Source organism: Roseovarius sp. ZX-A-9 (assembly GCF_028369135.1).
GTDB lineage: Bacteria > Pseudomonadota > Alphaproteobacteria > Rhodobacterales > Rhodobacteraceae > Roseovarius.
The window spans coordinates 64812-83050 of sequence record NZ_JAPWHW010000017.1 but is presented as its reverse complement, the minus strand read 5'-3'; the positions used below and the strand labels follow the sequence as shown (position 1 = coordinate 83050).

Annotated in this window: 20 protein-coding genes; 7 read left to right on the top strand and 13 right to left on the bottom strand. The window is 64.4% G+C overall.

The features are described 5' to 3' along the window. Nucleotides 1–68: 68 nt before the first annotated feature. Nucleotides 69–470 carry a c-type cytochrome gene (locus O3306_RS16275; protein ID WP_442970013.1) on the bottom strand — a complete coding sequence of 134 codons (402 nt, stop codon included), beginning with the start codon at nt 468–470 and terminating at the stop codon, nt 69–71. 100 nt (nt 471–570) lie between these two features. Continuing rightward, nucleotides 571–807 carry a hypothetical protein gene (locus O3306_RS16270; RefSeq protein WP_165809050.1) on the bottom strand — a complete coding sequence of 79 codons (237 nt, stop codon included), beginning with the start codon at nt 805–807 and terminating at the stop codon, nt 571–573. 260 nt (nt 808–1067) lie between these two features. Here O3306_RS16270 and O3306_RS16265 point away from each other — a divergent pair, with 260 nt between their 5' ends. The 7 genes from O3306_RS16265 to O3306_RS16235 all read left to right on the top strand — a co-directional run bounded on the left by O3306_RS16265 (nt 1068) and on the right by O3306_RS16235 (nt 8192). Then, a complete protein-coding gene (locus O3306_RS16265; protein ID WP_066707434.1) occupies nt 1068–2612 on the top strand; it encodes a multicopper oxidase family protein in 1545 nt (514 codons plus the stop codon). A gap of 126 nt (nt 2613–2738) precedes the next feature. Next, nucleotides 2739–2864, top strand: coding sequence for a hypothetical protein (locus O3306_RS16260; protein WP_255446355.1), 126 nt, complete (start codon nt 2739–2741; stop codon nt 2862–2864). Between the two features lie 16 nt (nt 2865–2880). Further along, a complete protein-coding gene (locus O3306_RS16255) occupies nt 2881–3267 on the top strand; it encodes a DUF302 domain-containing protein (RefSeq protein ID WP_010139853.1) in 387 nt (128 codons plus the stop codon). Between the two features lies 1 nt (nt 3268). Continuing rightward, the gene (locus O3306_RS16250) at nt 3269–3940 is read left to right on the top strand and encodes a TVP38/TMEM64 family protein (protein ID WP_018001745.1); all 672 of its coding nucleotides are present in this window, start codon (nt 3269–3271) and stop codon (nt 3938–3940) included. Continuing rightward, entirely contained in the window at nt 3940–5292 is a 1353-nt protein-coding gene (locus O3306_RS16245) for an APC family permease (protein ID WP_010139851.1), read from the top strand. The genes O3306_RS16250 and O3306_RS16245 overlap by 1 nt, the downstream gene beginning before the upstream one ends. Nucleotides 5293–5341: 49 nt before the next feature. Continuing rightward, complete coding sequence (locus tag O3306_RS16240) at nt 5342–7675, top strand: heavy metal translocating P-type ATPase (RefSeq protein WP_066707454.1); 2334 nt, start codon at nt 5342–5344, stop codon at nt 7673–7675. Nucleotides 7676–7706: 31 nt separating this feature from the next. Further along, on the top strand, nt 7707–8192 hold the full coding sequence (locus O3306_RS16235; RefSeq protein WP_036745186.1) for a DUF411 domain-containing protein: 486 nt from the start codon (nt 7707–7709) through the stop codon (nt 8190–8192). A 35-nt stretch (nt 8193–8227) separates the two neighbouring features. On the opposite strand, the gene O3306_RS16230 is transcribed toward O3306_RS16235, so the two are convergent. Genes O3306_RS16230 through O3306_RS16180 form a run of 11 tightly spaced genes read right to left on the bottom strand, consistent with a single transcriptional unit; the run spans nt 8228 to nt 18236 of the window. Then, nucleotides 8228–9253, bottom strand: a complete 1026-nt coding sequence (locus O3306_RS16230; RefSeq protein ID WP_272009203.1) for a type IV secretion system protein — start codon at nt 9251–9253, stop codon at nt 8228–8230. After that, the gene (locus O3306_RS16225; RefSeq protein WP_272009201.1) at nt 9253–9672 is read right to left on the bottom strand and encodes a hypothetical protein; all 420 of its coding nucleotides are present in this window, start codon (nt 9670–9672) and stop codon (nt 9253–9255) included. The genes O3306_RS16230 and O3306_RS16225 overlap by 1 nt, the downstream gene beginning before the upstream one ends. Before the next feature lie 16 nt (nt 9673–9688). Next, entirely contained in the window at nt 9689–10723 is a 1035-nt protein-coding gene (locus O3306_RS16220; protein ID WP_272009199.1) for an ATPase, T2SS/T4P/T4SS family, read from the bottom strand. Nucleotide 10724: 1 nt separating this feature from the next. Then, nucleotides 10725–12050, bottom strand: a complete 1326-nt coding sequence (locus O3306_RS16215) for a TrbI/VirB10 family protein (RefSeq protein ID WP_272009197.1) — start codon at nt 12048–12050, stop codon at nt 10725–10727. Beyond that, nucleotides 12047–12748 (bottom strand): TrbG/VirB9 family P-type conjugative transfer protein, encoded by a 702-nt coding sequence (locus tag O3306_RS16210; protein ID WP_149917079.1) that lies wholly within the window; start codon nt 12746–12748, stop codon nt 12047–12049. Before O3306_RS16210 ends, O3306_RS16215 begins: the two co-directional genes overlap by 4 nt. After that, nucleotides 12745–13392 carry a virB8 family protein gene (locus tag O3306_RS16205; RefSeq protein WP_038069536.1) on the bottom strand — a complete coding sequence of 216 codons (648 nt, stop codon included), beginning with the start codon at nt 13390–13392 and terminating at the stop codon, nt 12745–12747. Before O3306_RS16205 ends, O3306_RS16210 begins: the two co-directional genes overlap by 4 nt. Before the next feature lie 14 nt (nt 13393–13406). After that, a complete protein-coding gene (locus tag O3306_RS16200; protein WP_028095516.1) occupies nt 13407–14204 on the bottom strand; it encodes a type IV secretion system protein in 798 nt (265 codons plus the stop codon). Then, complete coding sequence (locus O3306_RS16195) at nt 14201–15367, bottom strand: lytic transglycosylase domain-containing protein (RefSeq protein WP_038069538.1); 1167 nt, start codon at nt 15365–15367, stop codon at nt 14201–14203. Before O3306_RS16195 ends, O3306_RS16200 begins: the two co-directional genes overlap by 4 nt. A gap of 4 nt (nt 15368–15371) precedes the next feature. Then, entirely contained in the window at nt 15372–15587 is a 216-nt protein-coding gene (locus O3306_RS16190; protein WP_038069540.1) for a hypothetical protein, read from the bottom strand. Continuing rightward, nucleotides 15584–17968: a type IV secretion system DNA-binding domain-containing protein gene (locus O3306_RS16185; protein WP_038069543.1), complete on the bottom strand. Its 2385-nt coding sequence runs from the start codon at nt 17966–17968 to the stop codon at nt 15584–15586. The genes O3306_RS16190 and O3306_RS16185 overlap by 4 nt, the downstream gene beginning before the upstream one ends. Continuing rightward, nucleotides 17958–18236, bottom strand: a complete 279-nt coding sequence (locus tag O3306_RS16180; RefSeq protein ID WP_009574151.1) for a type IV secretion system protein VirB3 — start codon at nt 18234–18236, stop codon at nt 17958–17960. The genes O3306_RS16185 and O3306_RS16180 overlap by 11 nt, the downstream gene beginning before the upstream one ends. Between the last annotated feature and the right edge of the window lie 3 nt (nt 18237–18239).

Here is an 18239-nt window from a genome sequence, read left to right as displayed (position 1 = left end):
GCTTCCCTAAACGCTCCGCCTACCACTGACGTTGTGACCATGCCCCGCATCAGCTCTACTTGGAGCATCTAGTTTCCCTGTGACATGCTTTCTTGATAGTTCCGCTCGCGCTCTGGCCATGTGCTCTTGATGTAGGCCAGCACCGCGCGAATTTCCGGATCGCTCAGCACGTCGGCGAAGCCCGGCATGTCACTCTCGTAGCCGCCACCGACAATCGCGGCCGTGCCTTCTTTCACGATGCGGAACAAAACGTCGTCGGGATGGTGCCAGGTGTGGCCGCTGGCGTCATGCGGCGGTGCGGGCAATCGGCCAGACGGAAGCGGGGAGCGCCAGTCGGGCTGGCCTTCGAGATCCGTTCCGTGGCATGCGGCGCATTGATCGGAATAGATCTGCCGTCCTTGCGAGACGACCTCTACCGAGGCGATACCGCTGGTTGAAGCAATGCGATAGTGCCAGCCCGCAATCACAATGCCGCCAGCGGTCACACCTGCCACCGCTATTCGGACGCCTCTTCTCAAGTGTTCGGTCCCGATCGCTTTAGTAATTTATCGCCTTCACGCTGAGGCCGAATCAGCCAGAGACGTATCGCCGGCGGCACTGGACATTTTTGCGAGCAATGTCTATCTTTCTGGCATGTTCGCCCGAGTCCTCTCCATGCTTGCCATAATCTCGATCGCCGTGGTTACGACGATCGGCGCAGCCCATGCTACGCGAATGGGCGGTATGCAGCTGGACCATACGGATCATCTTGGTGCGATGATGCACGCGTCCGGCGACGCTCATCCATCCTGTGACGGCAACCAGCATTGTGGAGCGACCGACGCCTCCATTTGCGAGTTTGTTTGTACAGGTCTGTCGGTTTTCCTGGCGATGCCGGGGGTGGAGACCGGACACGCCTTCGAGCCCGCGGACCACGACTCTCCCGCCGGGGCCGTCCACGTCAGCCATATGCCAGGACTGAACGAACGACCTCCCAAGCTCCGTCTCCTCTGATAGCGCCCGGGCCGACGCCCGCGGCGTCCCCATAGGCATTTTTGTACGGGACGGAATGTCCCGAGGAGACGACCATGAACACCCTTTCACGACGCGGTTTTCTTGCCGCAAGCGCGGCCGCCGTTGCAGTTGCGCACATGCCCCGGTTTGCCCTTGCGCAAACCCCTGACTCACTTCGCCTAGCCGCGGCCACGCGCACGCTCGACATCGACGGACGCGCGGCTTCGGTCTTCGGCCTTGCCGGTTCCGGCGGCCAGGGACTGGTGCTCGATCCCGGACAGCGGTTCCGGGTCGATCTGACCAACGATCTCGACGTCGGCACGATCATACACTGGCATGGGCAGATCCCGCCCAACGCGCAGGACGGCGTGCCCGACATGCCGATGCCCCTGCTCGCGCCGGGCGAGACCCGATCCTACGACTTCGAGGCGCGGCCCGGCACGCACTGGATGCACAGCCATGTGCCAACCCAGGAGATGCAGCTGCTCGCCGCGCCGCTGATCGTGCGCTCGGCCGAGGATGTCGCCGCCGACCGGCAGGAGGTCGTGATGTTCCTGCACGACTTCTCGTTCAAGTCCCCGGAAGAGGTTCTGGCCGAGATAAGCGGCGGTCACGCGGGCGGCGGCCACGGCGCACACGCGCATCACGGCGGTGCTCAACCCATGCAGGGGACGCCCATGGGCGGCATGGGCGCCATGCCGGGCATGGATCACGGCGCGATGGGCGGCATGCCAATGGACCAGATGCCGGGTATGGGCGGGATGATGGGCATGGGCGGCCAGATGGGCGGCATGGCCATGGACCTGAACGACTACGACTGGGACGCCTATCTCGCCAACGATCGCACGCTATCTGACCCCGACGTGGTGCAGGTCGAGCGCGGCGGTCGCATCCGGCTCCGCGTCATCAACGCCGCGGCGGCCACGGTGTTCTGGATCGATACCGGGGCGGCCGGGGCGCGCCTCGTCGCGGCGGACGGTCACGCGGTGCAGCCGCTTTCCGGCAACCGTTTCGGGCTCGCCATGGGACAGAGGCTCGATCTCGAGATCGACCTGCCGAACGAAAACGGAGCCTGGCCGATCCTCGCGCTGCGCGAGGGGGCGAGGGAGCGCACCGGTCTGATCCTCGCCACGCCCGGTGCCGAGGTGCGGCGCGTCGATGCCGTGGCGGAGGCTGAAGCGCCCGCGTTCGACACCGATCTTGCGCAGGAAGCACGGCTGATCGCGGTGGACGCCCTGCCGGAGCGCCCCGTGGATCGCAGCCAGATGCTGATGCTGGGCGGCTCGATGCAGCCCTATGTCTGGACGATCAACGGCGCCGTCTGGGGCCAGCACCAGCCGGTCACGGCGCGCAGAGGCGAGCGGGTTGTGCTCTCCTTTCACAACATGTCGATGATGGGGCACCCGATGCATCTGCACGGCCACGTGTTCCAGGTCGTCGGGTTGAACGGACGCCGCGTGGCAGGCGCCTTGCGCGACACGGTCTACGTGCCGCCGATGTCGATGGTGGACTTGGCGCTGGACGCGGGCGAAGCCGCGCGCTGGATGCTCCATTGCCATCACATGCCGCACCTGGCGACCGGCATGATGACCGAGTTCGCGGTATCGGCTTCGGTCTGACCGCAGGCGGGGCGTTCGCTTCGAGCGCCCCGACGTCCCGATTGCTGCGTTGGCGCGCTCCACAACCTTCTCGCGAGATCCGCAGAGACGGGCCTCTCGCAGCCCGGAAAACAGGAGGACGACATCATGAACTGGAACGACATGGGCGCCGGAATGAGTTGGGGTATGGGGTTTGGCTGGCTGTTCGGCCTGCTGATCCTTGTGCTGCTGGTTTTGGCCATAGCAGCGCTGATCAAATATCTTCGGAAATAGGAGAAAGGATTTCGCGATGACCTACACAATCAATCGCATGATCCCCGACGCAAGTATCGACGACGTCGACGCTCGGGCGCGAGAGGCGCTGGCGGATCACGGTTTTGGCGTTCTGACCGAGATCGACGTCAAGGCGACTATGAAAAAGAAGCTCGACGTCGACATGCCGGCCTATCGCATCCTCGGCGCCTGTAACCCGAAGATGGCCTGGCAGGCCATCGGGATCGAGCCGCGGGTGGGCGCAATGCTGCCCTGCAACGTCATCCTGCGGGAGGTCGAGGGCGGCGTGGAGGTCGGCGCCATCGACCCGGTCGCGTCCATGCAGGCCATCGAGAACGCCGAGCTGCACGCCGTTGCAGGCCAGGTCCGCGACCTGCTGGCGAAGGCCGTCGCGGCGGTTTGAGATGAGCCTACGCGCCGGCATTCTCACTGGTCTGGCGATCCTCGGGATCGTCCTGCTCGGGGTGTGGTTCATCGCGCCTTCGGCCCTTGCCGAGGTCCGGGACTGGTTCGAGCCCGAGCGACTGGAGGCGCTGGTCGCGCGCGCGGGTCTCTGGGGGCCGATGCTGGTCGTCACGCTCATGACAATCGCGGTCGTGGCCAGCCCGATCCCGAGCGCACCGATCGCGCTGGCGGCGGGTGCGGCCTACGGACATGTCTGGGGCACGGTTCAGGTCGTGATCGGCGCCGAGCTTGGCGCGTTGATCGCCTTCGGCCTTGCGCGGGTTCTGGGGCACGACGTGGTCCGCCGCGTCTTCGGGGACAGGATCGATGCCGGGCTTCTGGGGTCCCAGACCGCCCTGACGGCGACGGTGTTCGCCAGCCGTCTCATGCCCTTCGTGTCCTTCGACATGATCAGCTACGCCGCCGGGCTCAGCCGCCTGCATGCCTGGCGCTTCGCACTGGCGACACTGGCCGGCATCATCCCGGCGAGCTTCCTGCTGGCGCATTTCGGCGGCGAGGCGGTGAGCGGTGACCTTGGCCGGGCCACATGGGCGGTCCTCGGTCTCGGCCTCGTGACCGGGCTGCCGCTGATCTGGGCCGCGACGCGAGGGAAGGCAGAAAGGAAGAAGTGATGGCCCAGCAGTATCAGAAGAACAGCCTGTCGCTCTTCGACACAGTGGCAATGGGAACCGGCGTGATGATCGGAGCGGGCATTCTCGCACTGACCGGGCAGATTGCAGAACTTGCGGGTCCCTTGTTCCCCCTTGCCTTCGTCGCTGGCGCCGTGGTGACGGGATTCAGCGCCTATACCTACGTCAAGATGTCCAACGCCTGGCCGTCTGCGGGCGGGATCGGGATGATCCTGACCAAGGCCTACGGTCCGACGACGGTCGCGGCCGGTGCCGCGCTGCTGATGGCGCTGTCGATGGTCATCAACGAAAGCCTCGTGGCGCGGACATTTGCGACCTACCTCCTGCGGGGGCTCGATCTGAAGCCCGAGGGCTGGCTGGTCCCTGCCATCGGCGTGGGCCTCATCGTCTTCGCCTACCTCGTGAATGCGGCAGGCAACCGCTCCGTGGGTCTTCTGTCGCAGCTCATGGCGGTCCTCAAGGTGGGCGGCATCGCGGCCTTCGGCATTGCCGCGCTCTGGGCCGGCGGCTTCTCTTTCGAGGCGGCGGAAGGCGCGGATGGCGGTGCGGTTGCGGGCTTCCTTGCCTCGGTGGCGCTCGCGATCCTGGCCTTCAAGGGCTTCACGACGATCACCAACAGCGGCGCCGAGGTCACCGACCCGCACCGCAACGTCGGGCGAGCGATCATCATATCCATCGCGATCTGTGTCGTCGTCTACCTTCTCGTCGCCTTCGCCGTCGGCGCCAGCCTGCCGCTCGATCGGATCGTGGCGGCAAAGGACTACGCGCTCGCCGAAGCGGCCGAGCCCGCCCTCGGGCGGATCGGCTTCTACCTGACAGTCGCGCTCGCACTGGTCGCGACCGCCTCGGGCGTGATCGCCAGCATCTTCGCTGTGTCGCGGATGCTGGCCATGCTGACCGACATGAAGCTGATCCCGCACAGCCATTTCGGTATGCCGGGCACGATCCGCGACCATACGCTCGTCTATACGGTGGTGATCGCCAGCGCGCTGACGATCTTCTTCGACCTCAGCCGGATCGCCTCGCTTGGCGCCTTTTTCTACCTCGTGATGGACATCCTGATCCACTGGGGTGTCTGGCGGACTCTGCGGGAGGAGATCGGCGCGCATGGATGGGTCCTGCTGACGGCGATCGGACTGGACGCGGTGGTCCTTGCGGCCTTCGCCGCGCTCAAATGGCAGAGCGACCCGCTGATCGTCGTCATCGCGATCGCCGGCATGACCGCCGTTTTCCTGTTCGAGCGCATCTTCCTCGCGCTCAACCCGCCATCGCACGAACCGGCGCATGGCAGCCACCATTCCGCACAAGAAGAAAGACACGAGCCCACCTCTTGACCTTCCAACGACTGGAGGCCGCACACCGGGACAGAAAGGACATCAATCCATGGCCAACCATCATCACCATCACGCTACCTCCGACACCAAAACCGGCGCAAAGACCGCGACCGACCCAGTCTGCGGGATGCAGGTCGAGATCAAGGAGGGCGCGCGGACGCGCGACTACGGCGGCGAGACGTTCCACTTCTGCTCCGCCGGGTGCCAGGAGAAGTTCGACGCCGATCCGTACTTCTACGCCTCCGGCAACGCGAAGAAGGCCGGACAGAAGGCCCAGCCCGGCACGCAATACACCTGCCCGATGCACCCCGAGATCGTGCGTGACGAGCCGGGGAGCTGCCCGATCTGCGGCATGGCGCTGGAACCCATGGTGCCTTCGGACGAACCGAGTCACGAGCTCGTCGATTTCACGCGACGCATGTGGATCTCGGCGGCGGCGGCGGTGCCGCTCATCATCATCACCATGGGCGAACTCGTCGGGCTAGACGTGCGTGGGTGGATGGGGCACCGCCTCTCGGTCTATGCTGAGTTCGTGCTGGCGACCCCGGTGATCCTCTGGGCCGCGCTGCCGTTCTTCCGGCGCGGGATCGACTCGATCCGCAATGTCTCGCCGAACATGTGGACGCTGATCTCGCTCGGCGTCGGCGCGGCCTATCTCTACTCGCTGGTCGCGACCTTCGCGCCGGGCGTGTTCCCGGCCGAATACCGGATGGGCCACGGCGTCGGTACGTACTACGAGGCGGCCGTTGTCATCGTGGCGCTTATCTTCGTCGGTCAGGTGCTGGAGCTACGCGCGCGGGAGCGGACGGGCGACGCGATCCGCGCGCTTCTGGACCTCGCGCCCAAGACCGCGCGGCGCATTTTGGCAGACGGGTCGGAATACGACGCACCGCTCGAGAACATCGTCGAGGGCGACCTTCTGAGGGTCCGGCCCGGAGACAGCGTGCCGGTGGACGGCGAGGTGGTCGAGGGCCGGTCGTCGGTCGACGAGAGCATGATCACGGGCGAACCGGTCCCGGTGGAGAAAGTCGAGGGCGACCGCGTCACCGGCGGCACGATCAACAAGAACGGCACGCTGGCGGTGCGCGCGACGCAGGTGGGCGCTGACACGGTGCTGTCGCAGATCGTAGAGATGGTCGCCGGGGCGCGGCGGTCGCGGGCGCCGATCCAGGGACTCGCGGACAAGGTCTCCTCGGTTTTCGTGCCGACCGTCGTTGTGATAGCCATCATCGCCTTCGGCGTCTGGCTCTGGGCCGGGCCCGAACCGGCGCTGGCCTTCGCGATCGCCTCGGCCGTTTCGGTCCTGATCATCGCCTGCCCCTGCGCACTGGGGCTCGCCACGCCGATCTCCATCACCACGGCCGCCGGCCGGGGCGCGCAGGCGGGCGTCTTGATCAAGGATGCCGAGGCGCTGGAACGCATGGCGCGGGTCGATACGGTGATCGTCGACAAGACCGGCACGTTGACCGAGGGCAAGCCGCGACTGACCGATGTGGTGGCGCTTCATGGCGACGAGGCGGAGGTACTCGGCCTTGCCGCTGCGCTCGAGCGCGGGTCGGAGCATCCGCTCGCCGAAGCGATCGTGGCCGGGGCGAAGGACCGCAGCCTGTCGCTCGAGACTGCGGAGGACTTCGAGGCGGTCACCGGCAAAGGGGTCCACGGCACTGTCGGGGGACGCAGGGTCGCGCTCGGCAATGCGGCGATGATGACCGATCTCGGGCTGTCGACGGACGAGGCCGAGGCAGAGGCCGACACGCTGCGCGCGGACGGCAAGACAGCGATGTTCGTCGCCGTGGATGGCACGCTCGCCGGGATCGTCGCCGTGGCGGACCCGATCAAGGAGACGACCGAAGCGGCGATCCGCGATCTGCACGCGCTGGGTCTCACCGTCATCATGGCCACCGGCGACAACCGGCGAACGGCCGAGGCGGTGGCCTCAAAGCTCGGCATCGACGAGGTCCGCGCCGGCGTCCTGCCGGAGGACAAGCAGAAGCTGGTCGAGGAACTGCGCGCCAAGGGCAAGTCGGTCGCCATGGCCGGTGATGGCGTGAACGACGCTCCTGCGCTCGCGGCCGCGGACGTCGGCATCGCCATGAGCACCGGCGCCGACGTGGCCGTGGAAAGTGCCGGGATCACGCTCATGCGCGGCGATCTCGTGGGGCTTGTCCGCGCGCGGAAACTGGCCGTCGCGACGCTCAGGAACATCAAGCAGAACCTGTTCTTCGCCTTCGTCTACAACGCCGCAGGCGTGCCCGTCGCCGCGGGGGTGCTCTATCCCCTGACCGGCCTCCTGCTCTCGCCGATGATCGCGGCGGCGGCGATGAGCCTCTCGTCGGTCTCGGTCATCACCAATGCGCTGCGGCTCAGGCGGATCGACCTCTGAGCGCACCTGACTTCAACCCATGGAGAACGACATGACACAAGACACCCTCACCCGACGCGGCCTGCTGATCGGCAGCGCGGCCCTTCTTGCAGGGCTCCCCCAACTGTCGCTGGCGCAATCCGGAGGACCGTCGATACACGTCCTGAAGGACCCGAATTGCGGCTGCTGCTCGGCCTGGATCGAGATCCTGGAGGGTGATGGCTTCACCGTCACGACCGAGGCGAGCATGGGCACGATGCTGATGCGCTACAAGTCCGACAATGGCATCCCGCAAGAGATGGTCTCCTGTCACACCGGCCAAGTCGAGGGCTACATGATCGAGGGCCATGTGCCGGCCGCTGATATCCGGCGGCTGCTGGCCGAGCGTCCCAGCGCCGTGGGTCTGGCCGTTCCGGGCATGCCCTACGGTTCCCCCGGCATGGGGCCGGAGAGCGAACGCGAGGCTTACGACGTGTTCCTCATCCTTCATGACGGCAGCACCGAGGTGTACACGCGCTACGAGGCAGCAGGTCTCTAGCTGGATCATCAGCCGTTGCTCAGTCGCGCTGTGCTTCACCGCCCCAGCCTTTTCGCCCTCTCGGCCATCCTGACCACCTGCGCGCTGGCCGTCACAGCAGCGCTCCGCACAGCAGCGGGAGCCTGCACCGCCCCCCGCCCAATCACTTCACCTGTCGTGAGCGCGCCAATCCGCGCCCTGCCCTTCACGCCGTCGGTATTGAGGATCCCCCTCATGATCCCGGCCGAGCCAGAGACCACAGCTGGTGCCGCAGCCACCATCAGGTTTCCAGAGATCCCCCGCACAATCAGGGGCGTTGCCGCAACGAAGCCCTTGGCCAGGAACACCATCACGAAGAACGGCACCAGCGAGCCGATGTTTGTGGCTGAGTTCGGGTCGCCGAGCTGGGCCAGCAGCGAATTCGCCATGCCGACCACGGTCGAGAACATGGCGGCGATGACGATGGGGTAGAAGGCATAGCTGACCGTCGTCGAGACCCACCTGTGGAAGAAGTCCTTGGTCGCGTCGAAGAGCGACAGTGCGATCATGATCGGAGCAAGGCCGAGCATGAGGGTCAGCATCATCTTGGCGAATATGAGCACGATGCCGGTCATGAAGCCAAGAAGGCTCAACAGAACGAGCCCTATGCCGCCCAAGATCGCACCTGTCATCCAGTTCAGGTTGCTGCCGATGGCGTTCAAGTATTGGCTGAACTCTGAAATGAGATCATCGAACTCGGCCGCGAAGTATGTGGCCCCCGCCCCTCCACCGCCGACCGAAGAAATCAGGGCTCCAGCGACATAGTCGAGCCCGCCGATGATGGCATTCGCGACCGCGTTGAAGTTGGCCCAGTTGAAGGCGAAGAGCCCTATCAACATCAGCTTTATCAGGTACCAAAAGAAGCTGGCCCCATCCATGCTGCGGAATTGGAAGGCCATGTTGATGCAGACGCCGATCAACGAAAGAGTGGCCATCAGCAGGACGATCGCGCCGACATTGCCTGCCACAGCCCCGAACTGGGATTCGGCCGCATCGACAAGGAACGCGTCTGCGGTTCCGACCATCCAACTGACGACACCCACTACCAGGACCCTTGCGCTTCGCAGATATCCTGCACTTCACGGGCGATCTGGTTTTGTTGGTCCCTGAGGGCTAACCGAGCTTCAGTATGTTCCGCCTGAGTACTTGTCGCAAAACGTTCTTCATATTCCGCCGAGGCAGCATCCCATGGTGGGAAGCGGATTTCACAGCCACAATCGCCTGATGACTTGATCGCCTGCCAAGAACGCAATTCATAGAGCCGCATCATGGTTCGAGCCTTGTAGGCGTCCCGCGGGTCGATTTCGTCCATCCAGGTCGGGCGCGCCGGACGTTCGTTGCAGATCCGGTATTGTTGAGGCGACATATCGACTGTGAGATCGTTTGAGACCTGAGGCGAAGTCTGCGCCACAAGGGGGCCCGCCAAGGCGGCAAGCATGAGTGCGAGAATTGGTTTTCGCATCTGGGGGGTTCCTTTTTTACTCAGCGGCAACGGAGGGGCTCTTGTTGCCTCTGCCGTCGACCATGTCGAGGTTCAAATCTCTGGTTTGACCTGGGAGGAAGAACTCGGTGATTCCGCGCGCGCCTTCATGGCGGCCTGCCTGAATGATCACATCGATCGAGCCTTCGATGTAATCGATCATGTCGGCGTAGGTCATCGGCACATCGGTTTTCAGGGCGGCGATGGCGAGGCGGCGAACAGCAAGTTGTGGGGTCTCGGCATGCAGTGTGGTCAGCGATCCACCGTGGCCGGTGTTGATCGCCTCGAGAAAGGTCATCGCCTCGCGGCCGCGGACCTCGCCCAACACGATCCGGTCGGGCCGCATGCGCAAGGTCGAGGCCAGTAGCACATCAGCGCTGCGGGCGTCGGTATCCCGGTCAGCGATCAGCGTCACGGCATTGGGCTGCTCGGGGCGCAGTTCTGCCGCCTCCTCAATGGTGATGATCCGCTCCTCGGGCGGGATCAGCGAAAGGATCTTGCGCGCCGCGACCGTCTTGCCGGTCGATGTACCGCCCGAAACGATCATGTTGAGCTTGTTCTCGACGCAGAAGCGCAGTGCGGCGTCGATGTCGCCGGAGGCAACCACATTGCGCAGCGCGGCGTTTCGTTCGCGCCGCAGACCTTCGAGGCTGCGCTCCTTTCCAAAGAGGAAGCCGAGCCGTATTGCCTCCAGCGGCAGAGAGGAGAAGAACCGCAACGATATTGAAAACCCGCCCTCGACTGCCGGCGGCTGGATCACCTGCGCGCGGATCGGGCGATCTCGATATAGGATCGAGACCGAGACAATGGGCTTCTTGGTGCTGAGCGTCGTCGAGGCGGCCGAGGCGATCTGGTTGCCGAGGTCCTTGATCTCGGTCTGGCTCAGCGGGCTGCCGAGACCTCGCATGAAGTGATCGCCCTGGAATTCGCCCCAGACTTGTCCGTCGGGATTGATGCAGATCTCGATCGTGTCGTCGCGCAGGACCTCGGGGCCGAAACGGTCGAGCGACGCTTCCAGATAACTTGCAGCCATGTCAAAAAATCTCGAGGTCACGATCAACCATGACCGTGATCCGTGTACCCTGATCGACATGTATCACTGGCCGGATCGCCAGATAGTCCTGCATCACGCTTTGCGTGCTATCGCGCAGGTCGGTGCCGACATCACTCGCAACATCGGCCGCCGCCTCGCTGTCGATTTGACCCGCTGCAGCCGCAGGCAGAGCGCCGATCAAGGAGATCAGCGCGGCGGAGCCGAAGCGTTGCGCGAAACGGGTGTCGACAAACCCGGTGGTGCCAGTACGGCCAAGTTCGTCTCCACCGAAGGCGCTGATCTGCACAGTCTGATTGTCGGGCAAGATGATCCGGTCCCATGCCACCATGACGCGCGATTGGGCAAGTGCGACATCGGAGCGGTAGCGCCCGATCAGCCGCGCGCCGCGCGGGATCAGGATACGGGTTCCATCGAACGAATGGAGGTCTTCCGAGACGATGGCGCGGATCGCGCCGGGCAGTGTGCTGTCGAGAGCCGTCTCTGTGACAGCCTGAATCATGGTGCCCTGAACAACCGTGTTCGATGGGTTCGCGATCACTTCGGCACGTGTCACCTGCGCAGGTTGTGCGCCCGAACGAACAAAGGCTTCATCTGCATTCAAACGTGCGGCTTCCAGCGTGTTCTCCCTATCCGCACCCGCGCCCATCCCGGAGAACGCGATCATAGGAGACGCGATACGCTCTGCGCGGGCCTCAGCTTCGGCTGCGCGCCGCCTTTCGAGTTCGGCCAGCCGCAATTCTTCTTCACTTGGTCCCAATGAGGTCGGCTCTGGTGGTGCAAGCCGTGCAAGTTCCAAGTCCATGCGGAGCTGATCCAATTCGCGGTCCCGCTCGGTCAGCTGCCGCTCGAGGGCACGCTGAGCCTCGGCGGATGCTTCCTGTAAGGTGGCAATTTGCGCCGTCAGGTCCGCAATCGCCTGCTCCGCCCCGCTATCCGCGGCCTCGGCCGGTCTTGCGCGCAGTTCCTCGAGTTCCGCTCTCAATGTCGCAAGACTTTCCATCAGCGCGAGTTCCGACTCGCTCGGACCTGTGTCCGCAGGCGGGGCTTGGCTGGGCTCCGGGGCAGAAATCGGCGCCAGATCTCCGAATCCGGGGCCGCTGCTCTGAAACTCTTCCGGCGCGGCGGTCGCCATTGGTGCTTCTGCCGACGGCTGTAGGGCAGCCCACGCCAGACCACCTGCTGCGGCGATGCCGACGACTCCAAGGATCGCGGCAAGCGGTGCAGGCCGCTTGTTTGCCTTCGCTTTGCCTGTCGAACCTTCGAGAGCCGCGAGGCGCGCGGCGAGGTCTTCCGTACCTTCGGTCATGATGTGGCCTGTCCTGCGTCCTGGACGCAAATCACCTCTTCGCCAAGGCGAAGGACCCATTGCCGGTTGACGCCGGACACGCGGATGACGCCGTCACTCAATGCCTGGCTGTTCACCGCGCGTTCCCTGCCGTTCGAATATCGGAAGATGGCGGGCACCGGCGCATTCCGTGCGAACCGGAAATACGTGAAGGTACCATCATCCCAGATGGCCGTCGGCGTGAACTCTTCTCGGGCACTGACCGCATAGTTCGCGTTCGGCGCATCGGCCGCAACCGCCCTGGTGGGTTGCACGCGGTTTTCAGGATAGCGGAACTGCACGACATAATGCGGCGTCTCCCGGGCTTCGACGACGTGGAAGTAGTAGGAGCGGCGGTTGGTGTAGACGGTGATGTTGGTGGCGACGCCAGATGCTGTTGGCTTGATGGCGAAGGCACGGCCACCCGGGACACCGTCGAATTGAAATCCGACCGTATCGCCGGCGATGATCGAACGGATGGTTTCACCCTCACCGAATTCGACCGTGGTGACGCGGGTCAGAGTCGTGACGACACGGTAAACCTGGCCTTCAGTCCAGGTCGCTACGCGCACGCGGTTGTCATGAGAACCTGGGCGGGGCGTGGTCTCGGCCAAGGCAGTCGATCCCGCGAACGTGAGAAAACTGGCGGCCAACAAGGTAAAGATTGGAGTGCTAGTCATTCGGAACGTTCCGATCGGATGGCATATTGGGTGACGGTGAAACCGAAAGGGTTTTGCCAGACATCGTCGATCGCGCGGGTCCGCTCGGGCCGGAATTCGAACATCAACGTGGCAGTGAACGATCCATCCTGTACCCCCTGAGGGCTGGTCAGGCGCTTTCTGAGCCGCACCTGGGCGCGGTTATCGCCAATAAGGGTGATCGATGCGATCTCGACAGCCATCTCGGCCGCAGCCCCGTAACGCGTCGGCGGATAGCTGTCCTGCCCCGATGTCCACATCGCGCGCATGCTGGCCTCGGCCGATCCGGAAGACTGTGCCAGGACACGGCGGACACGAAGATCGTTGTCGAGCTGGTTGTAGGTTTCGCGGTCGAAAATGTAGCGGTAGATTTGCGCTTCGATCACGGCAGGCCGTTCGGCGAGCGACACGGTTTCAACCGTGGCATTGGGGAGCGCCATCCCGGTCGCGGGATCGTAGGGCACAACCACGGGAGGCGGCGTCTCGACCATCAGCGCGACAGCCGCAGCCGTCAAACAGCCGAATACGCCGAAGCCTGCCCCGGAAATGCCGATCATCCGCCAAAGCTGTTCCCGGCGCAGGGCACCGTAGACAAGTTCCTCTTCCACGAGCTCGCGCGCAGTCATCACCCCTGCCCTACTCATGGCTCAAGGTCCGGCAAGGTGAAGTCCATGTAGCGGCGTTCTTCGGCAACGGTGGCGGCGTCAACCACGCCTGCATTGCCTGCGCCTAGGGTTTGGATCGCTTCCAGCTCCCACATCCGGGTCATGGCGATGGCGAGTTCCGCCGTGACGCGGGTGTTATGATCCATCGAGGCTTTGAGATCCTCCATGTCCGGGATCATCTCGACCAGACGTTCCACCCGTTCGAGAGACTGTTCCGCCTCTGCGTGGCTGTTCTGCGCCGCCGCCGACATCACAGCACCTGTGGTTGCCCGCGTGGCCACGCCTTCGGCGCCCGGATTGCCGCTGGTGGCGATCTCGCGGAGTGAATCCTCGTCGAACCCGGCGCTTGCCAGCGCCTGTTCCATCTGCGTGCGCATGGGCCCGGCATTGGGCCCGATGAGCGCGCTCCAATCGCCCGCCTGGATGCCTCGGATCAGGCCGGGGATGTCTTCGAAGTTGGCCTCAAGCAAGGTATCGAGGTCCCCGCCCATGGCAAGTCCGAGGATGCTGCGCGGCCCGGTGAGCGAGGCATACATCTCGTTCAGCTGATCGAGTTGGCTTTGCAGCATGTCCAGTTGCTCCAACGCATTGTCCAGAAGATCGGTCTGGATCCCGAAATCCTGCAGCATCTGTTGAAGCTGGCGGATTTCCTGAGCAATGTTCTGAGTGTCCACCGTGGGCACACCCTGTGCCGCGACAGGTCCGGTGACATTGAGGGCAAGCGCGAGAGCGATGCTACCGGCGAAAAGGGAACGGGGCAGGCGCAGGTTCAACGCAAATCCTCCTGACTAAAATCCATGTATTGCCGTTCGGCAGCTTGCGCTGCCGCCAAGGCGATCTGCTCGGCACTGAGTGGCTCGGTTCGGGCGGCCTTGATCCGGGTCCGGATTGCTACCAGCCGGGCCAGTTCGGCCCGGGCATAGGTGTTGAGCGCGATGGCCTCGTGGAGATCCTCGGTCTCACCAATGCGGGTGATGATGTCCTGAACCCGCAGGGCGGCGGCACGGACCGAGACCAGCGAATAGTCGCCATAGACCCCTGCGCCGTGGGCCGAGAGGCTGAAACTCGCGTTGGCGAGGAGCACAGGGTCGATGGTGCCGAGCGCATCGATGCCGCCTACAGCCGCGAGGTAGCTGTTGTACTGCTGCGGGATCACCACGACATAATGCTGGGTTTCCGCGAAAGGCGGCACACCGCCATAATCCTGCACATTGCCAGGACCGGCGTTATAGGCGGCTAGCGCATGGATAATGTTGCCATCGAACATGTTCAGCATTTGTGCGAGGTATCGCGCACCGCCGGTGACCTGCAGATAGGGATCGTCGTAATAGGCCGGGTAGATCCCGAGATCGCCCGCGGTACCGGGCATGATCTGGGTAAGTCCGAAGGCCCCCACGGGTGAGCGTGCCCCGATCTGGAAACGACTTTCCTGCCAGATCAGCGCCTGCAAGAGACAGCGCCATTGCACGAGCGAAAGACCTGCGCGGCCGACCCCGGACAGACTATGGGTGTCGCGTGCTGCGCGGATGATCAGCTCCTCGATCCCCTCCCTGGCATCGCCGAACATCCGCGCTGCCGCTGGATTGGTGTCCTCGGGCGCATAAAGACTGGCGGCGGCGCTTTCGACGTCGTCTACCGCCCCCTGCCCCGCCTCGAGCCCCGCCACGGTTCCGGCCACGTCTCCAGCGCCAAGCGACATGGCATCCATCAGCCCTTCGAGGGAGGCGAGTTGCTGGCGCTCGATTTCGGCCAGTTCCTCCTCGCGGCTTAGCCGGCCCTGCTGCAGTGTCAGGTCCCGATCGGTCTGCTCAAGGATGGCCTGCCGCTCTGCGAAGAGGCGCGGATCGAAGGTCGGCACGCCTTGGGCGACCGCTGGCCCCGCCGTGGGACCTGCCAGTGCAAAGCCGATCATCGAGAGAGGAAGCCAGGTCCGCATTGGCTCAGCCGCCCGCCCCCAAGAGGACGAAATCGCAGGCCGTGTCGCGGCGCGTGACCTCCGCCCCCATGGTCGAGATCGTGGCGGTGGCGGTTCCTGCCTGCGCAGGAGCCTCGCGAAAATTGAAGCAGTTGGCTTGCGGGGGGTTATGCTGCGCACAGGCTGTCAGGGTCAGGCCGAGCCCGAGCAGCGCGACGCTGCGAATGATGGTACGGGTCATGTCACTCTCCAGAAATCAGGACGTTCGCGATAATCGGCGCCGACAAGCGCTTCGCCCTTCTCCATTCCGCCAAGGATGGTCACGAGCGGGCCGAGCGCGCTGAGATCGGCATCGATCACGACGGAACCACGGTCGTCGCGTACAAGCGCGAGCCGCGAGGCCGAGCCGACGCCCAGAAGCACGTCGAGCTCTTTCTCGGTCAGGCCGAGCATCGCGTAGTCAGCGGCGGAAGCACGAATATTGGGCAAGAGCACCTGCGTCGGCACCGCTTCCACGATGGTCTTGCCGGTGCGCGTGCGCTCGAGCTGGCTGGCATATTGCGTCATCATCACGACGACGGCGTTCTGCTTGCGGGCGGTCACCAGCCAGTTGCTGAGTCGCTCCGCGAAGTAGGCGTTGTCGAGGGCTTTCCATGCCTCGTCGATGACGATGATGGTGGGCTTGCGGTCCTCGATCACCCGCTCGACCCGGCGGAAGAGGTAGGACAGGACCGCCATGCGTTCCCGCTCGCTCTCGGAATCGAGGATGCCGGTGAGGTCAAAGCCCGCGACGTCTCCATCGATGCTGAAACTGTCCTCGGCATTGGCCCCGAAGATCCAGCCGTAGCGACCCTCGGCGGTCCATTCCTGCATACGCTCGAAGAGATCGCCCTCGTCATCGGTCGAGACCAGCAGCGAGGCGAAATCCGACCAGTTCCGTAGGCCCGCATGTCCTGCGCTCGCGTTCTGGCGTACGACCTCCTGCAGTCGGTTGGTCTGCACCGGGGTCAGAGGCCGGTCGCGGCGTTCGAGAAGACTTGCAAGCCAGTCGGCAAGCCAGGCCTGCCCGCGGGCGTCGATCTCGGTCTGGAGCGGATTGAGGCCCGTGGGCCGTCCGGCCCGCACGGTCGAATAGCTGCCGCCGAGCGCGCGGACGGCCATCTCCATGCCCGCGCGATAGTCGAATACAAAGACCCGCGCACCTGCCCGCCGTGCCATGGTCATCAGGAAAGCCGCCAGGACGGATTTGCCGGAGCCGGGACGGCCGAGGATCAGCGTGTGGCCTCCCGTGGGCTCGCGATCCGGCGCGCCCTGTTCGTGGAAGTTGAAGCGAAAACCACTGCGCTCGGGTGTCGGAAAGAGCGTGATCGGCACGCCCCAGGGGACTTCCCGCCCTGTCTTTCCGAGCGGGGTGCGGTGGAAGGTAGCGAGATCGGCGAAGTTGTGGTTCGTGATTGCGGCCTTGCGGCTGCGCGCCCCTGTGTTCCCGGGATGCTGCGCCATGAAATGCGCCCGCGCCCCGAAGGCTTCCGAGATCAGGTTGATCCCGGAAGTGGCGGAGATGTTGCGGATTTCGGCCGCGATATCGTCAAGCGCCGTCTGGGTGCGGGCATAGACGGCCACGGTCATGTGGTGCTCGCCGAAGATCAGGCGTTTGGATTCCAGATCGTCCTGCGCGAGTTCCAGTTCCTGGGCGAGACTGACGGCTCCGTCATTGGCGGCCTGCATTAGCCGCAGCTGCCGCTTGATCCGGCCCGCCATGATGTTGGCGTTGATCGGCACAAAAGAGTGCGTGACCACCATGTCGACGGGCAAGTTCAACTCGTCGAGCATCAGGCTATCGGTCTTGGCGGGGTAGTTCTTCACCGCAAAGATCGCCCCGAGCTTGTCGCCGACGGCACCGTCCGAGAGTGCGATGGTCGTGCCGCGGAAGGTGACGCGGGTATTTGCGACGTCCTCGGCGATCACACCGAGGCGCGACCGGGGGAAGAGCGGGTGCTCCTCGCCTGTGTTGAGTGAACCGAGGAAGCCCAGAAGCTTGCCGCTGCTGGCGGCCATCAAGCGGGGCTTCAACTCGTCGAAGGAGGACAGCAGAAACCCCACGACCTCGTCGAGCTTGCGCAAGCGGCGGGTGGTGTCGGCCGCATGTCGCGAGCGAGACGCCCCAAGTCCTAACGGCAAGCGGCTGCCGGTCTCAGGTCGCTTCAGCACCGTCAGGGTCAGCGTCTTGTCGCGCAAGCCCGCGCGGCCGAGATGCGCGTGCCATCGTTTGTCGACGGCGGCAGAAAACCCCTCACCCGGAATGGGCGGCAGGGTCACGTCGACCGCTTTCGAGACCTTGTGCAGGTAGAATGAGAACTCGGTCCCGACCTGCGCGACGATGCCAGCCAGCAACCCTCCGATCCGGTCGAGATGCCCGTCCTCGCTCGTGGTGCTGTTCACCCCTTCGAGGCGGATGCATTGCATCAGCTCGTTGCCGCGTGTCCGGATCGTTCGGTCGTTCACGAGGCTCACATAAGGCAGCATCATTGAGAGCCGCTTCTCGCCCTTGACCCATGCGGGTAGCGCGGTCAGCGGATCGATGGCGTTCTCAACCTCATCGGCAATTCCATCACGGGGCATAGCTGTCGCCTCCGTGCAGCTTGCGGTTCGTCGTGGGCGGGGTTTCCTGCAGGGTGATCACCAGGACATCGAGGAAGTTCGGATCCCAGTCCGCGGCTTTCCAAAGCGCCGGCCAGGCCAGCCCCGCGAACACAGCCACCACCCAGCTCTGCACCCAGAGGAACAGAAGCGTCGAGCCGAAGAGCCAGACCATTGCGTACATGATCGGCAAGCCCATCAGCTTGGGTGGCCTGAGAAGACCGATGAACACGCGGGACTGGTCAGCCATGGA

Bases quoted from the DNA above. Each gene is read 5' to 3' on its own strand.
- O3306_RS16270 (WP_165809050.1), bottom strand. From the start codon at position 807: ATGCTGGTTGCCGTCACAGGATGGATGAGCGTCGCCGGACGCGTGCAT.
- O3306_RS16265 (WP_066707434.1), top strand. From the start codon at position 1,068: ATGAACACCCTTTCACGACGCGGTTTTCTTGCCGCAAGCGCGGCCGCC.
- O3306_RS16260 (WP_255446355.1), top strand. From the start codon at position 2,739: ATGAACTGGAACGACATGGGCGCCGGAATGAGTTGGGGTATGGGGTTT.
- O3306_RS16255 (WP_010139853.1), top strand. From the start codon at position 2,881: ATGACCTACACAATCAATCGCATGATCCCCGACGCAAGTATCGACGAC.
- O3306_RS16250 (WP_018001745.1), top strand. From the start codon at position 3,269: ATGAGCCTACGCGCCGGCATTCTCACTGGTCTGGCGATCCTCGGGATC.
- O3306_RS16245 (WP_010139851.1), top strand. From the start codon at position 3,940: ATGGCCCAGCAGTATCAGAAGAACAGCCTGTCGCTCTTCGACACAGTG.
- O3306_RS16240 (WP_066707454.1), top strand. From the start codon at position 5,342: ATGGCCAACCATCATCACCATCACGCTACCTCCGACACCAAAACCGGC.
- O3306_RS16235 (WP_036745186.1), top strand. From the start codon at position 7,707: ATGACACAAGACACCCTCACCCGACGCGGCCTGCTGATCGGCAGCGCG.
- O3306_RS16225 (WP_272009201.1), bottom strand. From the start codon at position 9,672: ATGCGAAAACCAATTCTCGCACTCATGCTTGCCGCCTTGGCGGGCCCC.
- O3306_RS16220 (WP_272009199.1), bottom strand. From the start codon at position 10,723: ATGGCTGCAAGTTATCTGGAAGCGTCGCTCGACCGTTTCGGCCCCGAG.
- O3306_RS16215 (WP_272009197.1), bottom strand. From the start codon at position 12,050: ATGACCGAAGGTACGGAAGACCTCGCCGCGCGCCTCGCGGCTCTCGAA.
- O3306_RS16210 (WP_149917079.1), bottom strand. From the start codon at position 12,748: ATGACTAGCACTCCAATCTTTACCTTGTTGGCCGCCAGTTTTCTCACG.
- O3306_RS16205 (WP_038069536.1), bottom strand. From the start codon at position 13,392: ATGACTGCGCGCGAGCTCGTGGAAGAGGAACTTGTCTACGGTGCCCTG.
- O3306_RS16195 (WP_038069538.1), bottom strand. From the start codon at position 15,367: ATGCGGACCTGGCTTCCTCTCTCGATGATCGGCTTTGCACTGGCAGGT.
- O3306_RS16190 (WP_038069540.1), bottom strand. From the start codon at position 15,587: ATGACCCGTACCATCATTCGCAGCGTCGCGCTGCTCGGGCTCGGCCTG.
- O3306_RS16185 (WP_038069543.1), bottom strand. From the start codon at position 17,968: ATGCCCCGTGATGGAATTGCCGATGAGGTTGAGAACGCCATCGATCCG.
- O3306_RS16180 (WP_009574151.1), bottom strand. From the start codon at position 18,236: ATGGCTGACCAGTCCCGCGTGTTCATCGGTCTTCTCAGGCCACCCAAG.